Origin of the sequence: Metabacillus sediminilitoris, from assembly GCF_009720625.1 — a bacterium.
Taxonomy (GTDB): Bacteria; Bacillota; Bacilli; order Bacillales; family Bacillaceae; genus Metabacillus; species Metabacillus sediminilitoris.
In genome coordinates this window covers 474,877-494,881 of the sequence record NZ_CP046266.1, presented here as the reverse complement: position 1 = coordinate 494,881, position 20,005 = coordinate 474,877, and the positions used below count along the sequence as shown (strand labels likewise).

18 protein-coding genes are annotated in these 20,005 nt (G+C 34.5%); 7 read left to right on the top strand and 11 right to left on the bottom strand.

Features of this window, described 5'->3' with window-relative positions; translation table 11 throughout:
• Nucleotides 1-106: 106 nt before the first annotated feature.
• From modB to GMB29_RS02520, 3 genes are all read right to left on the bottom strand, one after another.
• Nucleotides 107-775, bottom strand: a complete 669-nt coding sequence (modB, locus tag GMB29_RS02530; RefSeq protein ID WP_136355966.1) for a molybdate ABC transporter permease subunit — start codon at nucleotides 773-775, stop codon at nucleotides 107-109.
• Between the two features lie 207 nt (nucleotides 776-982).
• Nucleotides 983-1,552 (bottom strand): GNAT family N-acetyltransferase, encoded by a 570-nt coding sequence (locus tag GMB29_RS02525; protein WP_136355964.1) that lies wholly within the window; start codon nucleotides 1,550-1,552, stop codon nucleotides 983-985.
• Nucleotides 1,553-1,692: 140 nt separating this feature from the next.
• Nucleotides 1,693-3,087, bottom strand: a complete 1,395-nt coding sequence (locus GMB29_RS02520) for a tetratricopeptide repeat protein (protein ID WP_136355962.1) — start codon at nucleotides 3,085-3,087, stop codon at nucleotides 1,693-1,695.
• A 205-nt stretch (nucleotides 3,088-3,292) separates the two neighbouring features.
• Between GMB29_RS02520 and cidR the strand changes: the two genes are divergently transcribed.
• The 3 genes from cidR (at nucleotide 3,293) to GMB29_RS02505 (ending at nucleotide 5,325) form a co-directional block, all read left to right on the top strand.
• Entirely contained in the window at nucleotides 3,293-4,189 is an 897-nt protein-coding gene (cidR, locus tag GMB29_RS02515; RefSeq protein WP_136355960.1) for a cidABC operon transcriptional activator CidR, read from the top strand.
• Nucleotides 4,190-4,419: 230 nt separating this feature from the next.
• Nucleotides 4,420-4,938, top strand: coding sequence for an acyl-CoA thioesterase (locus GMB29_RS02510; RefSeq protein WP_136355958.1), 519 nt, complete (start codon nucleotides 4,420-4,422; stop codon nucleotides 4,936-4,938).
• Nucleotides 4,939-4,953: 15 nt separating this feature from the next.
• Nucleotides 4,954-5,325, top strand: a complete 372-nt coding sequence (locus GMB29_RS02505; protein WP_136355956.1) for a hypothetical protein — start codon at nucleotides 4,954-4,956, stop codon at nucleotides 5,323-5,325.
• 288 nt (nucleotides 5,326-5,613) lie between these two features.
• Here the strand turns inward: GMB29_RS02505 and GMB29_RS02500 are convergent, their stop codons facing one another.
• Nucleotides 5,614-6,039 carry a VOC family protein gene (locus tag GMB29_RS02500; protein WP_136355954.1) on the bottom strand — a complete coding sequence of 142 codons (426 nt, stop codon included), beginning with the start codon at nucleotides 6,037-6,039 and terminating at the stop codon, nucleotides 5,614-5,616.
• Nucleotides 6,040-6,629: 590 nt separating this feature from the next.
• Here GMB29_RS02500 and GMB29_RS02495 point away from each other — a divergent pair.
• Entirely contained in the window at nucleotides 6,630-7,058 is a 429-nt protein-coding gene (locus GMB29_RS02495) for a DMT family transporter (RefSeq protein ID WP_136355952.1), read from the top strand.
• A 161-nt stretch (nucleotides 7,059-7,219) separates the two neighbouring features.
• On the opposite strand, the gene GMB29_RS02490 is transcribed toward GMB29_RS02495, so the two are convergent.
• Nucleotides 7,220-7,765 carry a response regulator transcription factor gene (locus tag GMB29_RS02490; RefSeq protein WP_136355950.1) on the bottom strand — a complete coding sequence of 182 codons (546 nt, stop codon included), beginning with the start codon at nucleotides 7,763-7,765 and terminating at the stop codon, nucleotides 7,220-7,222.
• 78 nt (nucleotides 7,766-7,843) lie between these two features.
• Nucleotides 7,844-8,884 (bottom strand): Delta(5) desaturase DesA, encoded by a 1,041-nt coding sequence (locus GMB29_RS02485; RefSeq protein ID WP_136355948.1) that lies wholly within the window; start codon nucleotides 8,882-8,884, stop codon nucleotides 7,844-7,846.
• Nucleotides 8,885-9,364: 480 nt separating this feature from the next.
• Here GMB29_RS02485 and GMB29_RS02480 point away from each other — a divergent pair, with 480 nt between their 5' ends.
• Nucleotides 9,365-10,810, top strand: coding sequence for a DEAD/DEAH box helicase (locus GMB29_RS02480; RefSeq protein WP_136355947.1), 1,446 nt, complete (start codon nucleotides 9,365-9,367; stop codon nucleotides 10,808-10,810).
• An 86-nt stretch (nucleotides 10,811-10,896) separates the two neighbouring features.
• Here the strand turns inward: GMB29_RS02480 and GMB29_RS02475 are convergent, their stop codons facing one another.
• The 3 genes from GMB29_RS02475 to GMB29_RS02465 form a co-directional block, all read right to left on the bottom strand.
• A complete protein-coding gene (locus tag GMB29_RS02475) occupies nucleotides 10,897-11,187 on the bottom strand; it encodes a hypothetical protein (protein WP_136355945.1) in 291 nt (96 codons plus the stop codon).
• Nucleotides 11,188-11,697: 510 nt separating this feature from the next.
• Nucleotides 11,698-13,113 (bottom strand): HAMP domain-containing sensor histidine kinase, encoded by a 1,416-nt coding sequence (locus tag GMB29_RS02470; RefSeq protein ID WP_136355943.1) that lies wholly within the window; start codon nucleotides 13,111-13,113, stop codon nucleotides 11,698-11,700.
• Nucleotides 13,110-13,811 (bottom strand): response regulator transcription factor, encoded by a 702-nt coding sequence (locus GMB29_RS02465; RefSeq protein ID WP_136355941.1) that lies wholly within the window; start codon nucleotides 13,809-13,811, stop codon nucleotides 13,110-13,112. The genes GMB29_RS02470 and GMB29_RS02465 overlap by 4 nt, the downstream gene beginning before the upstream one ends.
• A 769-nt stretch (nucleotides 13,812-14,580) precedes the next feature.
• Between GMB29_RS02465 and GMB29_RS02460 the strand changes: the two genes are divergently transcribed.
• Together GMB29_RS02460 and GMB29_RS02455 are read left to right on the top strand one after the other, a co-directional pair.
• Nucleotides 14,581-15,177: a beta-class carbonic anhydrase gene (locus tag GMB29_RS02460; protein ID WP_136355939.1), complete on the top strand. Its 597-nt coding sequence runs from the start codon at nucleotides 14,581-14,583 to the stop codon at nucleotides 15,175-15,177.
• Between the two features lie 16 nt (nucleotides 15,178-15,193).
• On the top strand, nucleotides 15,194-16,951 hold the full coding sequence (locus GMB29_RS02455; protein ID WP_136355937.1) for a SulP family inorganic anion transporter: 1,758 nt from the start codon (nucleotides 15,194-15,196) through the stop codon (nucleotides 16,949-16,951).
• Between the two features lie 518 nt (nucleotides 16,952-17,469).
• Here GMB29_RS02455 and GMB29_RS02450 read toward each other — a convergent pair.
• Together GMB29_RS02450 and GMB29_RS02445 are read right to left on the bottom strand one after the other, a co-directional pair.
• The gene (locus GMB29_RS02450; RefSeq protein ID WP_136356105.1) at nucleotides 17,470-18,948 is read right to left on the bottom strand and encodes a sodium:solute symporter family protein; all 1,479 of its coding nucleotides are present in this window, start codon (nucleotides 18,946-18,948) and stop codon (nucleotides 17,470-17,472) included.
• Nucleotides 18,948-19,151: a DUF3311 domain-containing protein gene (locus GMB29_RS02445; protein ID WP_136355935.1), complete on the bottom strand. Its 204-nt coding sequence runs from the start codon at nucleotides 19,149-19,151 to the stop codon at nucleotides 18,948-18,950. Before GMB29_RS02445 ends, GMB29_RS02450 begins: the two co-directional genes overlap by 1 nt.
• Between the last annotated feature and the right edge of the window lie 854 nt (nucleotides 19,152-20,005).

Below are 20,005 nucleotides of genomic sequence, written 5' to 3'. Positions count from 1 at the left end.
TTACGATTCTAAAGGTGTATGCTTCTGGAAATTATCAATTCTTCCAATAGTAAAAGGAATCCTTGCAGTGGATTCCTTTTATAATTTACTAGCAGTATTCTTTTGGTTAATATTGTTTTTTCAGTAAATTCATCGAAATAAGCATAGTAAATGAGATGAGTAAAATGATAAACACCCACAGCCAAGCTAATTTCATATTACCAGATTCCATCGCCAAATAAATTGCCGTTGGAATGGTTTGTGTCCTTCCTGGAATATTTCCGGCGAACATTAAGGTTGCCCCGAATTCTCCTATTGCCCGTGCAAAGCTTAATATTGCACCTGAAATAATTGATTTTGATGATAAAGGCAGTGTCACTAATAAGAATACCTTTAACTCGTTTGCTCCATCCACTCTCGAAGCATCCTCAATATCGTGATCGATCGTTTCGAACCCCGTTTTAGCCGATTGATACATAAGTGGAAAAGCAACAACAGTAGCAGCAATAACTGCAGCCCACCAAGTAAAAATGATCGATTGGTTAAATGCCCATTCAATCAATTCGCCAATAAAAGAGTTATTCCCAAACATGACGATTAATAAAAAACCAACAACAGATGGAGGGAGAACTAATGGTAAAAGTAAAAAAGTATCAATAACCGATTTCCCTTTAAACTTTTTATGTGCCATCATTTTTGCCGTAACTACGCCAACTATTAATACAATAATGAGAGAAAAAATAGCAACTTCAAGCGATAATTTAACTGGTGACCAAAATAATTCCGTATCTGTCATGTTAAGAGTGTTCCTTCTTCTTTAAGTGTATTTCTTTTAAATGTAGTAAAAGATTATATTTTTTATCGTTTATTTGTGATACATGAGAACATGTTAGGTTCTCCATTATGCTTGTCTGAATTGATACACTCATTTCTCCTACAGCATGTTTTTGACTATCCATTTTACCCATTCACTTAAACTCTTTTTCTGTTCATGATGTGAAGTCTAAAAAATACATTTTACGAGATAATCATAATAATGGTTGTTAATTTTTATTGATTTTTTATAAACAAAATCCATTTTCTCATAAAGTCTACGTGCTTTCACATTTTTCTTATCTACATTTAAGGAAATTGTTCTGTAACCCTGCTCTTTTGCTTCATAGATTACACCTTTAAGCAGGTCTGTCCCAATTCCTTGACCTCCAAAAAGTGGATTCACACTTAATGTGTCTAAATAGTAATCTGCAATATCTGCTTCACTATCTAGTTTAACCTCTTTGCTCGTTATATTTTTTAAATGTTTACGAATTGATTCATCAAGCTTCCATGCATCCTTTCCGTGATATGCAATGGCAATACCAACAGGTTCATCATCAATAATTTTAACAAGGCAATTGTGATAACTTAATCGATTTACCTCTTGACTGAAGTATAGCTCTAACCTCTTAAGGACTTTGTGCTTTTCCTTTTCCCCTGTTAATACATCTGCGATATCATCAATTGCATCATAAATAAGCACAGCTGCTTTTGCACTGTCCTGCTTTATAGCTTCTCTAATTGTTATGTTAAACACCTACTTATGCATTTTAAAACCATCATCTTTTACGTTCTTATAATGGCATAGAGAGAAATGGAAACAAATAAAAATCCAAATAGTAATAAAACCAACCATCTCTCCCCCTTTATCTATTCCTTAGGAAAGTGAACCTATGATCATGCCCATTTTTGCAAGTCAATACAAAGATTCCTGTATGCATCTGATTCATGTTTCATTCCTAATTCCCCATAGATTTTAGCCAACCATTGCAGCGGTTTTGGATCACTAGGATACAGTTCCATTTCCCAGCTAAAGCATTCTATCGCTTTATCAAATTGTTTAAATTCATAATACAACTCTCCGAGGATATTCATTTGATCAAGAGATTCACTCAACTTAATCATTGTATTAATTTTTTCGAAAAGTTGAAGATTTCCATGCGCTTCTTTAAATGAATCCAGCCAGTTTTTAATAAAATCTAATTCATTTGTTTTAAGTAATGAAATGACATATTTAGTAAGAAGCATATCCGCTTTTTCAGGAAACAAGGAAATAACAGCTTTTATGATGCTATTAAGCACTTCTGGGCGTAAAGAATGAGCATCTAAATCCATAATCTCTAACATTTCTCCAAAGGAATGTACTTGTGCATGACTTAGCTTGAAGTTATGGTTATTCATCATAGTAAAGGCTTTTTGGACTTTTTGTTGTTTGACATAATTGTAAAATAAATCTTGTTGTAGTGGAAGGAAGACAGGTAATTGATCCGATAACTGTTCTAAAATATATTCAGTTTCGGTTTCATTAAAATGCTGGTCAAGTAGTTTTGTAAGATATTGATAGTAGTCAATAGAAGGGGTTATTTGGAGCTTAGACATCGTTACAGCAATCACATCGATCCATCTTGCTTCTTTTTCTAAACGGTCGATAAGCTGCTGAAAACTGATATCGTTTTCTAGCTGAGAATACAGTATTTTTTCAGCAAAAATACCATCTGTTGCAAGTACTTCCTCAGGCTTTCTACTGTATAAAACAGCATATTTATTAAAATTCATGTCACTTGCAAGCGATTTTACCAAGCTATGCTTTGGCGCGAAATCCATTAAAATTCGAATAAGCTGATAGCCTAATAACAGCTGGCCATTACGACGGTATTTATAAAAATCAGTTTTTATCTCATTAAACAACTGCTTTTTTGGAATAAACGATTCAAAGAAAGTTAATATAAATGCTTTTTCATATGGGGAATAATACATTTCTAATTTTTTTAATAATTGCTTGAAGCTGATCATTTGACAAGGGTGATTGGAAGAAAGTAAAGCATGGATGAACGGGTGGGGGAAATCAAAAACCATACCTTCTTTAAATGCATGCTCAATGTATGATTGACGTCGAAGTTTTATCGCTTTAGCTGCTGTTAGGAAATGATTTTTATAAAAAAACAGGTAGTACAATTCATTGTTATCACTATATGCTTCAATGATTTCACCTTGCATATAGATCACAGCTCTTTCTGCTTGAAGTTGAATCGGCTTTTGATGATGATAAATGAAAAATTGCGCTTGTTCCATAGTGGATTCCCCCTTTTATAAATTAACTATAACATAGTTTAGTTGGAAACTCATTTTTGCCGGAATTCTTAGGCACGACATGCCCAACACAAATGCGGGCTTTTTTTATGGTCCAAAATGAATGAATCCTCTTGCTTAAAAACTTGCGCTTTTATGGTATTTTATTTATATCTCATACAAATTTATGATAAGCAGGTGTACGAAATTGGATATCAAACATTTACAATACTTTATTGAGGTCTCAAACCATAAAAGTTTTTCACGTGCTGCTGATCATTTATTTATTACACAACCAACCATTAGTAAGATGATAAAGAACCTTGAATCGGAGTTAGGTGTAGAACTCTTTGACAGGTCAAGAAAGCAATTAATCTTAACAGATGCTGGACACATCATTTTAGAGCAGGCAAAATTAATTGATAAAGCCTTCCAGAATTTAAAAGTAGAATTAGACAATCTTACAGGACTTAAAAAAGGTCATATCCGTATCGGTCTGCCGCCAATTTTTGATGCACATCTTTTTTTAAAAGTCGTAAGTATTTTTCATGAAAAATATCCCGGAATTACGTTTGAATTAGTGGAGAACGGTTCTAAAAAAATTGAAGAAGATGTCGAAAAAAATCTTCTTGATGTTGGTGTCATTGTGCTTCCGACAAATGACGAGGTATTTGATCATTTCTCTTTAATGAAAGAAGATTTAAAGCTAATCCTCCATCCTTCACATCCACTAGCAGAGAAAGAGAAAGTTAATTTAGAAGAATTGGCAAATGAATCATTTATATTGTTTAATAAGGACTTTGTCCTAAATGATCGAATTATTCTATCTTGCAAAAAGGCAGGATTTAATCCACATATTATTTCAGAAAGTTCACAACGGTCTTTTATCGAAGAAATGGTTGCTAATAAGTTTGGAGTTTCCCTTTTGCCAGCAAGTATTTGCCATCATCTCCACAAAGATGTTAAATCAATTGATATTGTAAATCCTTCTATCAGCTGGAACCTTGCAGTTATTTGGGTCAAAAATGGATATTTCTCCTTTGCTGCCAGAGAATGGATACACTTTTCGAAGGAACAACTCAAACAGTGTTATCAAAAAAGTTAATACATTTTATCTATAAAAACGACTCTTATTAGTGTGAGAGCCGTTTTTTTAATGATACTGTCAATACTTGTAAGCATTTACATAGATAAAAGCTATATTTTATATGAATTCTAACCATTTTACTAATAGTACAATGCGACTTACACTTGTTACAGGTAAGAAAAACCTTTTAATAACATGGATTTGTTTTTTTACAATCTAAAATCCACTAGTGGAAAGGATGTAACAAAATGATAGCAAAAAAAGCGAAAGATAGCCGAATTATTAATACTGCACAAGTGTTATCTTGTGATTTAAATAACTACAACACATTGTTTGGCGGCGTTTTGATGAAAAAACTTGATGATGCTGCTACATTATCAGCCCGCAGACATTCCAGAGTGAAAGAATGTGTGACAGCATCTACAGATTCAATCGATTTCTTATGTCCGATTCATCAAACAGATTCAGTCTGTGTAGAATCGTTTGTAACCTATACTGGAAAAACATCAATGGAAATCTTCTGTAAGGTTATTGCTGAAGATATGATGAATAGTGAGCGCCGGATTGCAGCAACAGCATTTTTGACGTTTGTTGCACTTGATGAACAGAAAAGGCCTGTTGAAGTTCCAAATATTATTCCTGAAACAGAAGAGGAAAAATTCCTTTACAACACAGGTAAAGAAAGAGCAGAAATTCGTAAATTAAGAAGACGAAAAAGCAAAGAATTAGCTGAATATATTTCACTTGAAAAACCTTGGGACAAATAAGAGGAGGAAAAATTCATGTTAACTTTATCGAGCATTGATGAACTAAAAGCTACAAACGAAGATCTTAAGAAGTTAAAAAAAGATTATCCTGCCCTTTATGAAAAACTTTTGGATATTATTAAACTTACCTATTCATTTCAATTTAAATATCATTATATGGGTTGTTTACTTATGGACGAAAATCCTGATAAATACTCTCCTAATTCTGTGTACGGTTCAGTACTGCGATTGTATAAAAAAGAACTGCAAAAGGTAAAAGAAGATCAAAATTTTACCGTGTTAAAACAGTTTTTAGCTAAATTTAGAAATACTGGTTACGCAAAAATTAGTCTATTAGTACTTGGTATGTCACCTGAATCATTAACTGGTCCTTCTATGATTAGATAAGCTTGTATCCTGCATTTTTCAAACTATATTTTTCATTATTTGCTTCAGGAAGATAATGAATGAATCCCTCTAGATACATTCCGATTTCAGGTAGTAGTTTAAGCCGATTATCCAGTTTGCACTTATAGCTTGCGGCCAGGCTCTCCTACTTCAGACTAATAGCCGATCTTTTTTAGTAGAAAGATCGGCTTTTTTATTCAATTTAAGAAAATACTTATGTATTAATTACATGGTGTGTCTGGGCTTGGACGTGCTTAGGGTAATACCTAATAGGAGCATTTACAGAAGTTAATGTTTGCCTTCAGTGTAAATTTGAAACTCTACGCCAAACTTATCTGTTACATTGCCATAAGCCGGACTAAAAAATGTTTCTTGCAGCGGCATATTCACTTTTCCGCCTTCCTGTAATGCATCATACATTTTTCTTGCCTTTTCTGGATCTTTCGTTGAAATACAAATTGTTACTTGATTTCCACTTTGATGTGGTTGACCAGGAAAAGTATCACTAAACATCAGTTCTGTTTCACCAACTTTTAACGTCGCGTGCATAACACGGTCCTTTGCATCTTCTGGTAAAGGATATTCTGGATTTTCCGGTCCCTCTTCGAAAGATTGCATATAAAGAACTTGTGCATCTAAAGCATTTTCATAAAATTTGATTGCTTCCTTTGCATTTCCATTCATCACTAAGTAGGGAATTAATCGCACTGTCAAAGTATTCAGCTCCTATAGTCATTAAATTTTTTACTAGCCTGCATGATCAATAGATCTTCAATTCAACAATTCAATTGACACTTTTCAATACTGCCTATCTCCTATTATTACCCATAATCACATTATAAACCAAGAACAAATGTTCGTAAATAGAAATTTATCAATAACCATGTTTTTATTTGAATAGTTCATTTTTGAGCTAAACACTGCATGACTTTTATTAACAAATAAATCACGACTATTCGTGAACCATGCTCCCTTTCCATTTTTTTGGCTCTTTTCAAAAAGATTGTTGTTTTTTAAGTAAAAAACTATTTAATATTTAAGGTTGATTGGAGCGGAAGTGCGAGACTCCTGCGGGTGTAGCGGGACGGGTGAGACCCCGCAGGCGTTTACGCCGAGGAGGCTTACCGCCCGCCCCGCGGTCATCGTGCATCTCTCGCTGCAATCACCCCCTTCGCACTACTAAGTAAATAGCAACAAAGTTTGCGAAAACAGCTCTCTTAAAAAAGTTCTTATTAGTTAGACTAAAGTATTTTCAAAGAGGGTATTAAAGATTGAAAGGATAAAAAGGGTTTGGAGGAACAGATATGCAAGGTGTCCTATTTTCTTTAGCAGCTGGGGTCTTAATCAGTCTGCAATCAGTTTTTAATACGAGGCTCAGTGAAAAACTTGGGTTTTGGCAGACTAATACAATTGTCCATGGCTCAGGTTTTATTTTATCGCTGCTATTATTTTTAATAATAAGAGATGAAACTACTACCAAGTGGAATGAGGTTGAAAAGATCTACTTTTTAGGCGGGGTGTTGGGGGCGGTAATTGTTTATAGTGTTATGCAGGGCATGACAAAAATTGGTCCTACATATGCTGTTATTTTACTGCTAATCTCTCAGTTAATCATTGCACTAATCATTGATTCTCTTGGGTTATTTGGAACAGAAAAGGTACCTTTTACTATTAATAAAGCCATTGGAATCGTGATTATGATTGCGGGAATTATTGTTTTTAAATATAAATAATCCCTATATCGCACACAAATATCGTAGTGATAAGAAATTTTCCATTTTTGTGTATATAATAAAAAAGAGCCTCTCCAAAGGGAAAGGCTCTTTGCTAACTAGTTCAGCTCATTTTTAGAAGGAAAAGAGAAAAAGGGCAAGCGTAACAGTTTGCTCCTCCTCTATCCGGTTGGCAGCTTCATTTTATCCACGATTGAAGAAAAATAACTTCTGACAGTTCCCTTTTTTTGATTTTGCTTTTTAGAGATTTCTCCGTTGATTTGGCCATCAGCCGACAGTTTTAAAACTTCAATTTCCCGTTCATTGGCAACGAAATCCTCTTCAACTAGCTCAGGCGAGTAAATTTGCTTTCCATCCATTATACTGCGAATCGAGCAGGCTAACTCTTCACTTGGTCTGTCCTTCAATAGATAACCTCTTATATCCGCTTTTAATGCATAATGGAAATAACCATTCTTAGCAAAGTTTGTTAAAATTATGACTTTACATCCAAATGATTTGATAGATTCTGCTGCCTCAGGTCCGATTTTTTTAGGAATTTCAATATCCATGATACAAACATCCGGCTGTAATCGGTGTACAAGAGTAAGGACCTCTTCTCCATTTCTTGCCTCCCCAACCACTTCCATATCATCTTCCAAATTAAGAAGGGAACCTATTGTACCTAACAGCATTTCCTGATCCTCTGCAATGACAATTCGAATCATTATGTTCTCTCCTTATCTGGCAATTATGAAAGACTCTTCCTTTCAATTTGATAAGGGAGTCCGTCATAATTGTTGATGTCATAGTTCTGGTTTAGGTTTAGATTGAACAGACATACTCTTTCTAGCTAAAGATTTAACGTCTTTAAAGCTTACAAAATTCTTTTTCTTCTCATCCCATAAACGGAAACGAAGTGATTGCAAGCTTGATGCAAGGGTAATCGTTGGTACATTTTGTAAAGGCTCAGTGTTATTATGTGCCTCTTCTAGTTTGTAGTTTGGCACCCTTGGGCTTAAATGGTGAACATGGTGATAACCAATATTTCCTGTTAAAAATTGCATGATTTTTGGAAGCTTATAGTAGGAACTTCCTTCAACTGCTGCTAACACATATTCCCACTCTTTATTTTCCTCAAAGTAGGAGTCTTCAAAAGTGTGCTGTACGTAAAATAACCAAATACCTGCTGAACCTGAAAGTAAGAAAATAGAACCTTGTACTAATAGGACTGCCTTCCATCCGACAATCAAGCAGAGCAAACCTATCAGAGCAACGATTAATATATTCGTTAAGTAGGTATTCATGCGTTCCTTCTTTCTGGCGCCTTTGCGATTAAATCTGTTTTTAAGAAGGAAAACATAAATTGGTCCTAATCCAAACATAACGAAAGGATTGCGATAAAAACGATAGGCTAAACGAGTTTTAAGTGGTGCTGCCAAATATTCATCAACTGTAAGGGTCCAAATATCTCCTGTCCCCCGCTTATCCAAGTTACCACTTGTAGCGTGATGAACCGCGTGGTCATGCCCCCATTGATCAAAAGGGAATAATGTTAAAACACCAGTAATAGTCCCAATTATTCGATTGGCTCGACGACTTTTTAAAAACGAATAATGTGTACAATCGTGAAAAATAATGAACGTTCTTACTAAAAAACCTGCAGCTAACACAATTGGAACTAATGCTAACCAATAAGAAACAGACAAGCTTTCATAGGCAAGGTACCATAAAATAATAAATGGCCCGATTGTATTGATAATCTGCCATATGCTTTTTTGGGTTGTTGATTTTTCAAAAGGAGCAATTTGTTTTCTTAAACTTTTCGTATTATTTTGTAAGGTCATTTTGTTTGAATTCCCTTCCTTATGTTGTTAACTCGAATTATAGAGTAATTAAATGAATCATGTTAGTAGCAGGTGTCATATGCAGGGTATGACAAATGTCATGTACAAGATGTCACTTCAGATATCTTGTATAATACCCGATAAATATTTTTAGAAAACTTGGCTCTTCTCTAGTAATTATGGTGACATTTTTATTTTTTTCTTATACTTGTTCCATTCAAAGTAAAACTAAAAAATAAAACCACAATTCATACTTTGAGGATGTCATTAGCCCTGTGTTTTAGTTCACACCCTAAGGTTTCGTACCATTACAAAAAAAAAACAAAAATGCAGGTAATCTTAATATAATTTTTTAATTTTAAAATTAGAGTGATTCTCTTGCATTTCAAGTATAATGAACCATATTCAGGTTATGCATATGATGTATCTTTGAGAGAATCCTATATATAAGTCGGATAATATAAAAAAAGAGGTTATTACATGAGTAAAAAAAGTTTTGAGGACTATCATTTAAGCGATGAAATTAAAAGAGCACTTGTTTTGTTAAAATACAAAGCTCCTACAGAGGTTCAAAGTGAAGTAATACCGAAAGCCATGGAATATCAAGATCTAGTTGTGAAATCACAAACAGGGAGTGGAAAGACTGCCTCCTTTGGTATACCTATTTGTGAAATGGTTAATTGGGAAGAAAAAAAGCCACAAGCATTAATTCTTACACCTACTCGGGAGCTTGCTGTTCAAGTTCGAGAGGATATAACCAATATTGGAAGGTTTAAACGAATTAAAGCAATGGCGGTTTATGGAAAAGAACCTTTTGCAAAGCAAAAAGAAGAATTGAAGCAAAAAACTCATGTAGTCGTCGGTACACCGGGCCGTGTAATGGACCATATCGAAAGAGGAACACTAGTCTTAGACGATATCAAGTATCTTATCATTGATGAAGCGGACGAAATGCTAAATATGGGTTTTATCGAAGAAGTAGAAGGAATCATTAAAGAACTTCCTTCAAACAGAGTCACGATGGTCTTTTCCGCTACATTACCAAAAGATGTTGAAAATCTCTGTCATAAATATATGAAAAACCCTATTAATATCGAGATATTAGCTACAGGGATAACAACAAATACAATTGAACATCGTGTAATCGAAGTGAAAGAGAAAGACAAGATTTCACTGCTTAAAGACGTAACGGTCGTTGAAAACCCAGACAGCTGTATCATTTTTTGCAGAACGAAAGAAAACGTCGACAAAGTGTTTTCCGATTTGGAAGAATCCAATTATTCTTGTGAAAGACTCCATGGTGGATTAGAACAAGAAGATCGGTTTGCCGTGATGGATGGTTTCAAAATGGGTAATTTCCGTTATTTAGTCGCTACCGATGTAGCTGCAAGAGGGATTGATATTGATAGTGTGACACTAGTGATCAATTATGACATTCCAATGGAAAAAGAGAGCTATGTCCACCGAACAGGAAGAACCGGTCGAGCCGGCAATAAAGGAAAAGCAATTACATTTGTGACACCTTTTGAAGAGAAATTCCTAAAAGCAATTGAAACATACATTGCTTTTGACATACCACTAATGGAAGCTCCTACACATCAGGAAGTTGTTGCAGGATTAAATGAGTTTGAAGAAAAAAGTAGCGGCCGCCGCGTCGTTAGAAACAATAAAACTGCTCGAATAAACCAAGACATCATTAAACTCCATTTCAATGGCGGGAAAAAGAAGAAAATACGAGCTGTAGATTTTGTTGGTACGATAGCAAAGATTCCCGGAGTAACAGCAGATGATATTGGAATTATAACCATTCATGATCAAATGTCATATGTTGATATCCTTAACGGAAAGGGCTCACTAGTCTTACAGGCTATGGAGAATGCAACAATTAAAGGAAAAAGGTTAAAAGTTAGTAAGGCAATTAAATAATAATAGTAGTTAGTTACCATTTCTAAAGTGAACCACTTTCATGCAAGCAAGACTGCATGAGTGGTTCACTTTATATTTTTACCTTTTCACTTATTATTAGTGAATTGCGTTTGTAGATTTACCCCTTTTTTCCCATATTTACGCTCTAAAGAGACCATTTCTGCTATATCTCTTTCATATTTCTTTGCACATTCATAGGAACATGTTCTATTAAATATTATTCTGCTTTTTACTCCAATTCCATCGATTCCTTTTACTTCATAATATGTATCACCACTATCAAGAGATACTTTTTCACCACAAATCTTACAAGTCCATGCCCATCTCTTTTTTCTGTTCTTCTCCTTTAACTTCATTTCTTTAATAACTATTTTCATCGTATATCCCCCTTTTGCGTTCATACTATATAAAAGTTAATATTTCCCTTTAGATACGAATTAAGTGTGACTAGTCCATTATCATTTTCCCAAATGGTGTTAGAAAATTCAATCATTACCTATTCATACAAAACTAGGAAGAGGGGAATTCCCTGGATTAAGATATCTAAATATTAATCTTGAAACAGGTCTTATATATATAACATCAGGAAGGGCTCCTCTATGCCAGAAATTGAACTACTTCCGTACTGTGGGATCTTCTGACAACTGTCCGTAATACAACAAGAGCCTCTCTAAATAGAAAGGCTCTTTCCTCACTGATGCATCTCATATTATTCTTGTCTTACATGTAGTGAATAGCACTCTACATGTTTGGACTGTGTCAACAGATCCAACTAAAACACAACCTGGGTATATTCAAGTTTTACTGATTTCTTAATCTAGATCCCTATGATTAATACGATCATATATCTTAAGAAAGAGAAGGCAAAATCATTACGTGCAGATTTTTTAAAGCACTTTATCTTTTATTCCTTCTCTTATATTAAATGGGAGTGCGATATAGAAGGTTGTTCCTTTATGTAGTGTGCTTTTTACTTTTATTTCTCCCTCTAATAGTAAAACAAGGTGCTTGACAATTGATAATCCTAGACCTGTGCTTCCTATTCTATTTGATCGGGATTTATCAACCTTATAAAACCTTTCAAATATATAGGGAAGATCTTCTTCTGGTATGCCAACACCTGTATCCTCTATTAAAAGATGTACTTTCTTTTTCTCTACCACCCCTTTTACTTTTATATGCCCATTCAACTTGTTGTAGCGAATAGCATTTTCCAATAAGTTCATTAGGATTTGTTCTAAACGAGCTCCATCTGAAAAAATAAAAGGAATATTTGTATCTAGTTCCTTTTGAAGGAGAATCTCTTTTTCTTTTGCTTTTAATGCTACCTTTATGAGACAGCTTTCAATCAATTCATGGACATTAATCCAGTTAAGTTGTAGATCTAATTGCCCGCTTTCAATTTTTGATAACTCAAACAAGTCCGTGATCAACACATTCAATTGATTGGCTTCATCAAGAATGATCGATAAATAGAGATCCTTTTCTTTTTCATCTTTATATAATTCATCCTGAAGCACCTGTATATAACCTTTTATATAGGAGATGGGGGTTCTTAAATCATGAGAAATGTTAGCAAAAAATTCCGTCTGCCTATTTCTGTATCTTTCTAGCTCTTGACCTAAATCATTAATAGCTGTAGCCAATGAACCTACCTCATCGTTTGAAGAGATGGTGACTTTCTTATAGAACTTTCCCTTAGCAACATCCCTTGTCACTTTTTCCATTTGCAATAATGGTGAAGCAAGCTTCTTTGAAGCGATATACGTAAAACCTAGTGCCATACAAAGAGCGCCAATCATAGTGACCCACAATAAAAGCTCAATATCATGAACTGATTTCTTTATATGTTTGGCATTAGAGAATACTAATAGACCAACATCTTCTTGGTTGGATAAATATAAGGGTTTTCCTGAAACAAAATAGTTAAGATTATTAGTGGTGTTATGATATTCAATTTGAGTATCTTTTTTTGAATAGGCCTCTTCTACTAGCTCTCTTTCAATTTGCGTATCTTGATGAAACGCTTCATCGTTAGAAGTAAATAAAATTTTCCCTTCCCGATCAATAATACAAATTTCCGTCTTTGTCAAATTTGCCACAGCTTGTAACGAATCAAGATCTTCCCTACTTGATAAGGAATTAGAATATTGAGCGGCTAATTGATTAATTTGATAATGGGCTTCACTTAAATAGCTTTTATAAAATAGTCGGTCAATGGTATAAATCAGTGGTAAAAGTACGCTAATTAATATAATAAATATAGTAGCCCCCAATTTAAAAACAATACTGTTCCATTTCATAAAGAGCCATCCACCGGGTTGAATTTATAACCTACACCCCACACCGTTTGAATTGGATTATATGTAGAGGCTAGTTCTTTTACTTTAATGCGGATATTTTTAATATGAGAATCGACAGTTCTGAGATCTCTCATATCTCTCATTCCCCAAATAACATCTAACAATAAATCTCTTGTAAACACACGTTGAGGCTGATTCGCCAATAAATAAAGTAATTCGTATTCCTTAGGAGTTAAATCTACCTTCTCCCCTTTTACGAAAACCGTCCTGCTTTCTGTTTTTATGATGATGAATTGATCCCCAAACATCAATGCATTTTCTGAATAGTGTTCATTAATAATAGACCGTCTCAATAAGGCCTTAATACGGGCCATGAGCTCTTCAGGCTCAAATGGTTTTTCTAAATAATCATCAGCCCCGATATCTAATCCATAAATCTTATCTTTTAACTCATTTCTTGCTGTAAGCATAAGAATGGGGGTATGCTTTTCTTTTCTAATTTCCTTACAAATCTTCCACCCATCCATGTTGGGGAGCATAATGTCTAGAATGATTAAATCAACATGTATGGAAGAAATAAAAGCTAACGCTTGTACGCCATCTTCCGCTTCTATAACATCATATTCTTCCTCTAGATAGATCCTTAATAAATTTCTCATATTCCATTCATCATCAACGACTAATATTCTCTTCTCCATCAATACCTCCCAAGGTTCGTTTCATTCTCTTACTTACCTTTCCTATCTGTTCATGAACACGAGAGCTATAAACAAAATAAGAATACATCATTCAAACGATCTGTAGCTCTTTCCCTTTCACTTTATTAACTAGTAGACAATAAGTGCTGCCACTTCCTCTATAACAAGAACATAGGCTGATATTTCCCGGCATCTCGGTGTCAGATAAAGTAACATCACTCACCCTAAATATTAATCTATATTTTTGAAAAATTGGGGAATAACCCCTATTTTGAGACTATCGATTCACTTTTTTGAAAATTAGGTAAAAAGAAGGGAAATAGAAAAACTGCACAGTTTCTTCAAATTTACTCAGTAGATTATTAATTACTTCTACAATCCTTAGAAAGGAGAAATGTTAAATAAGTGTTTATTCAAAAATGATCTATCAATAAAGCCTTTGTTGGACTGCTTCAAGTTTTCGTGGAGACATTCAACGTTCAAATTGGAACTTTGTGTAAAAAAGATCGAAATCGTTTCTCATCAATTTCTAATCGTTCTTTTATTAATTTCTAATCTACCTGTCATTTTATTATCATTTAGCACTCTTAAGATGGAACCTGAGTTTAAACAAAGGAGGTTTTAGGGTGGCGTTCATAAAACTGAGATTAATAAGGCAGAAAAATACGAGAGATCCAGATTTTTGTACATAAGCTATTTTTAGTAGATTCCTTCGCTTCACGAGTACTACCCTCTTGATAAAAAATGGTAATTGAAAGGAGCCGATTATATGACGATTATTTCTAGTGTTCTTAACTATAACAAAACATTTGTCGATCAAAACAAGTATGAGGAGTTTCAAACAACTAAATATCCAGATAAAAAGGCGGTTATTTTAACATGCATGGACACACGATTAGTGGAACTGCTTCCTAAAGCGATGGGGTTAAGAAACGGAGATGTGAAAATGATTAAAAATGCTGGGGCAGTTGTTTCTCACCCCTTTGGCAGTATTATGCGGAGCATCTTAGTCGCTATTTATGAGCTAAAAGCTGAGGAAGTATGTGTTATTGGACATCATGAATGCGGGATGGTGGGTCTTCACTCTTCTCCACTTCTTGAAGCAGCAAAGCAGAAAGGAGTTAGCGAAGAGCGAATCAATACACTTACAAACGCCGGTATTGATTTATCGAAATGGCTGACAGGTTTTCAATGTGTTGAGGAGAGTGTCAAAAATAGTGTTCAAATGATCAAAAATCACCCGTTAATGCCAAATCATATTGCCGTTCATGGATTGGTCATCCATCCCGGTACAGGTAAATTAGATCTCGTCGTAGATGGATACAGCACTGTTCATTCTAGCAACAATGAAATATACAGTATATAAAGGGAGGGTATTCTAAATGATTTCTTCTAGAAGATTTGATGGATACAACTTAGGCCATTTTCAGAAAGACCTCGTTGCGGGGTTGGTAGTTGGGATTGTCGCTATTCCTTTAGCAATGGCTTTTGCTATTGCTTCAGGGGTTAGGCCTGAATATGGACTTTACACCTCGATTATTGCTGGAATTATGGTTTCTCTTTTTGGAGGATCTAAATATCAAATAGCTGGCCCAACTGGAGCCTTTGTCCCGGTTTTGTTAGGAGTCGTCATGCAGTTCGGATACGAGAAATTGTTGATTGCCGGTTTTTTAGCAGGTATCATGATTTTTCTTATGGGTGTGTTCAAATTAGGAAGATTTATTAAGTTTATCCCTCGGCCTGTAACCATTGGCTTTACTGCTGGAATTGCAGTGATTATCTTTTCTGGCCAAATTGCTAATTTTTTAGGACTTAGTAACTTAAAGAAAGAAGAATCATTTCTTTTAAATATGAAAGAAATCTTATTGAATTTACATACAGTGAATATCTACAGTGTTCTCGTAGCTGTTATAAGTTTAGCTATTGTCATTTTGGCTCCAAGATATATAACAAAAATCCCTGGTGCACTGCTTGGATTGATTGTATCAACTCTTTTTGCTACCTTGTTCTTTCCAGATCAAGTGGCAACAATTGGATCGACTTATGGAGCAATTCCTAATGAATTACCTACCTTTGAGTTCCCTCAGATCACTGGTAGCCTAGTCATTGAACTCCTTCCTGCTGCGTTAGTTATTGCCATGCTTGGAGGAATTGAATCATTATTATCTGCGTTAGTAGCAGACGGCATGACCAACGGTAAGCATAACAGTAATAAGGAGCTAATCGGTCAAGGATTAGCGAATATGATCACTCCTTTATTTGGAGGGATTCCAGCTACTGGTGCCATCGCTCGAACAGCAACAAATATTAAAAATGGGGCTGCCTCCCCTTTATCAGGAGTGATACATGGGATTGTCGTATTACTTGTATTAGTCATTCTAGCGCCTTATGCCTCGGCCATTCCTTTGGCGAGTATGGCTCCTATTCTTATGTTTGTTGCGTGGAACATGAGCGAACGCAAAGAATTTGCTCATATTTTAAAAACGAAAACAATGGATTCGCTAGTATTAATCGTTACCTTCTTGTTAACCGTTTTTATCGACCTAACAACAGGTGTTGGGATCGGCTTACTTTTAGCCCTTGTCGCTTTTGTTAGACTAATGAGCCGTACTTTGAAAGTGTCAAAGGTTTTACCAGACCCAATTGATAAGCAAGTAAAACCAGAAATGGTCTATCAAGGGTCTAACTGTCCACAAATTAACATTTATACCCTAGAGGGACCATTATTCTTTGGATCGACGGAAAGATTTGAGGAAGAACTAGAGAAAATTCTTCGTTCTAAACCGAAAATTCTCCTATTAAGAATGAGTAAAGTTTCATTTATAGATACATCGGGGGAAGCACTTCTCACTACCATTGTGAAACAAATCAAGTCCAAAAACCAACAAGTGTTGATTTCCGGTCTCCAGCATCAGCCAAAAGAATTATTTGAGCGAACGGGTTTTTATCAAATAATTGGTGAGGAACATTTTTTTTCCCATACAGGTGATGCAATTAATAAAGCTCTATCGAAATTAGATGTTGGACGTTGTAAAGGCTGTAAACAATTTTCTTTTGAGGAATGTACAACACTCTCACAACAAGCTCCTAAGCCTTCCGTTATGAAGCAGAATAGAAAACAGGAGCTGGGATTGACATAAACGATTGTCATTCTTTTCTTTCATACAATCTTACCCTTTCCTCGTTATCATTCGGGGAAAGGTACTAAATAAAAAACCTTCCAAAAAGGAAGGTTTTTATTATATTTCTTGGATATTGTGAATTAACATCTAAAAAAGTCATGTAGACTTTACTCTCTTTATTAGTGGATTATCACCCTTCTTTTTAAAACACGTAAAGAAAGAACATATTAAAATGACTATTTCCCATATGTTTATTTTACCGAAAACCGAGTCTAAATCGGAAATGTTTATTTTTACTGAGAAATATTTATTTTTGGGTTACACTTTTAAAAGCATCTACGAGACCCAGAGTGTATGTGGCAACACACTCCATAACCACCTAACTACTGCTGGAACGCACAAATATTGTTAATGGAATATTAATCTAGTATTTTAGAGAATACCATTTTTCCTTTTTAGTCAGATTACGTCATTTGCTAATAGCCATTAGATTTGATCCTTTCGGTGGTCACTATTTTAAGCGCCTTTCCGTGTTTTCATATGTGAGACTTGTTGTTCGGAAACAATTGATTGATGACTGGATTAGTTTTTTGCATTGTCTTCTTAACAAAAATAGGATTTAGAACCACAAGTGTTATGATATTTGCGAGTAATCCCCAGAAACCTTCATAGATACCGAAGGATTTTCCTGTTGCGTATACAGTAAAGGTAACAATTAGTCCAACGATTAAGCCTATTATTGTAGCCTCTTTCGTTTGTTTTCTCCAGAACAGACTAAAGACAATTGCTGGGAAAATTTGAACCATTCCAGAAACACCAAGAAGCTGAAGAGATACAAGTGCTGTCGGGAATAGCATCCCAAAAATTAAAGCTAGTCCAATAACGACAAATACCATTGAACGGGTAATCATCGTTAATTTTTCTGGTTTTACCTTTGGATTAATAAAATCGCGATAAATATTATTCGCAAACAGGTTTGAAGCACCAATCGCCATAATGGAACAAGGAATAAGCGAAGCTAGTGCAATTGTAGAATATGCTAGTCCTTGAACAACACCACCGTAAGACATTTGAATTAAATTTAATAATGCGAAACGAGGATCGCTTCCTTCTGGCAATATATGAAATGCAACAAAACCCAGGAATATAACAAGAATCAAAACAATATTATAAAATGGCAAAAAGATTGCATTTTTTCGAAGCGCATCAGCATTTTTAGCGGTAAATACGCCTGTTGCAGCATGAGCCCACATAAATAACGCCAATCCTGAAACTAATGATGCTGTGATAAACCATGGAAAACCTTTTGGCCCTGTAGTAGGGATGGTTAGTAGCTGAGGAGATTCTGCCACGAGTTTATCCATCATTGAACCCCAACTTCCAAAATGTATGATTGGAAGTGATACAACCAGGAATAACATAATAACCCACACTAAAATATCTTTTATTATAGCTGTATAGGTTGGCCCTTTAATACCACTAAAGAATGTATAAAGTGCTACTAATAAGAACGATATAATAACAACGACTTTAACATTAATAAACCCTGTCCCAGCTACTGTTAGCGTATCTTGAATCCCAGCTAACTGTAAATCAATATAAGGGATTAACATTAAGACACCAACTATTGCGATTAATAAAGATAAAAATTTACTATCAAATCTTTCCTTTGCATAATCCGCAAGTGTTGTTAACTTACGATTTTTAGAAACTTCCCAAAGCTTCGGAAGATAGAAATAAGAAGTAAAGAAAGCAATAATGGTATAAGGAATCGCAAAAAAAGCAAGACTCCCGCCTGAATAGGCTGTACTAGTTAAACCTAAAAAAGTATAAGCCGTATATAAATCAGCACCTACTAAAAGCCAAACTAGTAATGGTCCAAATCGTCTGCCACCAACAGACCACTCTTCCACAGAGCTTCTATTCGCTTTATTTCGTCCAGCAATAAATCCGATTAAAACAACTGATAAAACAATGAAACTTGTGATTAACAAAGCTGTTAAATTACCTTGCATCATTCAATACTCCCCTCTGATTTTTGTAATCGATAAATTACATACGTACAAATTGGAGTGATAAGCATTCCTAAAAAGAGCCAAAAATGAAGAAATGGCAAACCAAAAATAATAGGATCAATTCGATTTACAAATGGTAATGCTCCTAGCATAAGTATAAAAGGCAAAACGACTAAGGTTATTTTTATGAATTTTTTTCCCATATATATTCCCCCTCTTTTAAATAATGATATTTCAGAATATTAATAATTTATTAATATTATCAATTAATAGATAGTAAAACAAGGGTATTGTATTAAAATGGAGAAAATAATGAAAAAATCAGATTACAAAAAAGTAAAAAACTTACAGTTAACTTCAGTTTTTTACGGTAACTCTAAAAAAGACCTTATCGATTTAATCGATAAGATCTTTCCCTTACTGTATCATTTTTTTATTCATTTCTTACAAGTAGTGAACAGCATTCGACATGCACCGTAAACCATAATGAATTAAACATTATATAATTGTTTTAAGTGCATAAATTGTAATACATATTCACTTATAGAATACTTTGATACACTGAAAAAACTTAAGTGTGTGGTCATTATGTGGTCAATTTGTTATCACCTTATTCAGCCCTAATTTTAGGGCTTTTTTTAATAGAATAAGATTTTTTCAACCTCTTACCACAGAAAAAAATAAAACTTATAGAATTGGAACTTACTTTTAAAATTTTATAAAAAATTAGTTAAAGGATTGTTTCATAGTTCCATTTCGTATGAAAGTTCGTTTATTTTTAATGATGTATACGACGGAGTAGAAGAACTCTTAACAGGTACATTAACTTTATATAATTTAATATCTTCTAATGCTCTAGGATCCATAAAGGAAAAAGGAGAGTCCACTTCTTGAAAAGATAGTAGTTGCCTTGATTTGAATTACAATGAGTACAATAATGCTGTGCATTTTTTCTTTTAACCAAGTTCATATAACTTTCTACTACAGGATAACTACTTGATAGTAAATCATGGATTTTCTTAGGAGTTAAGACAGATACTGGCGCAAAAACGGTTCA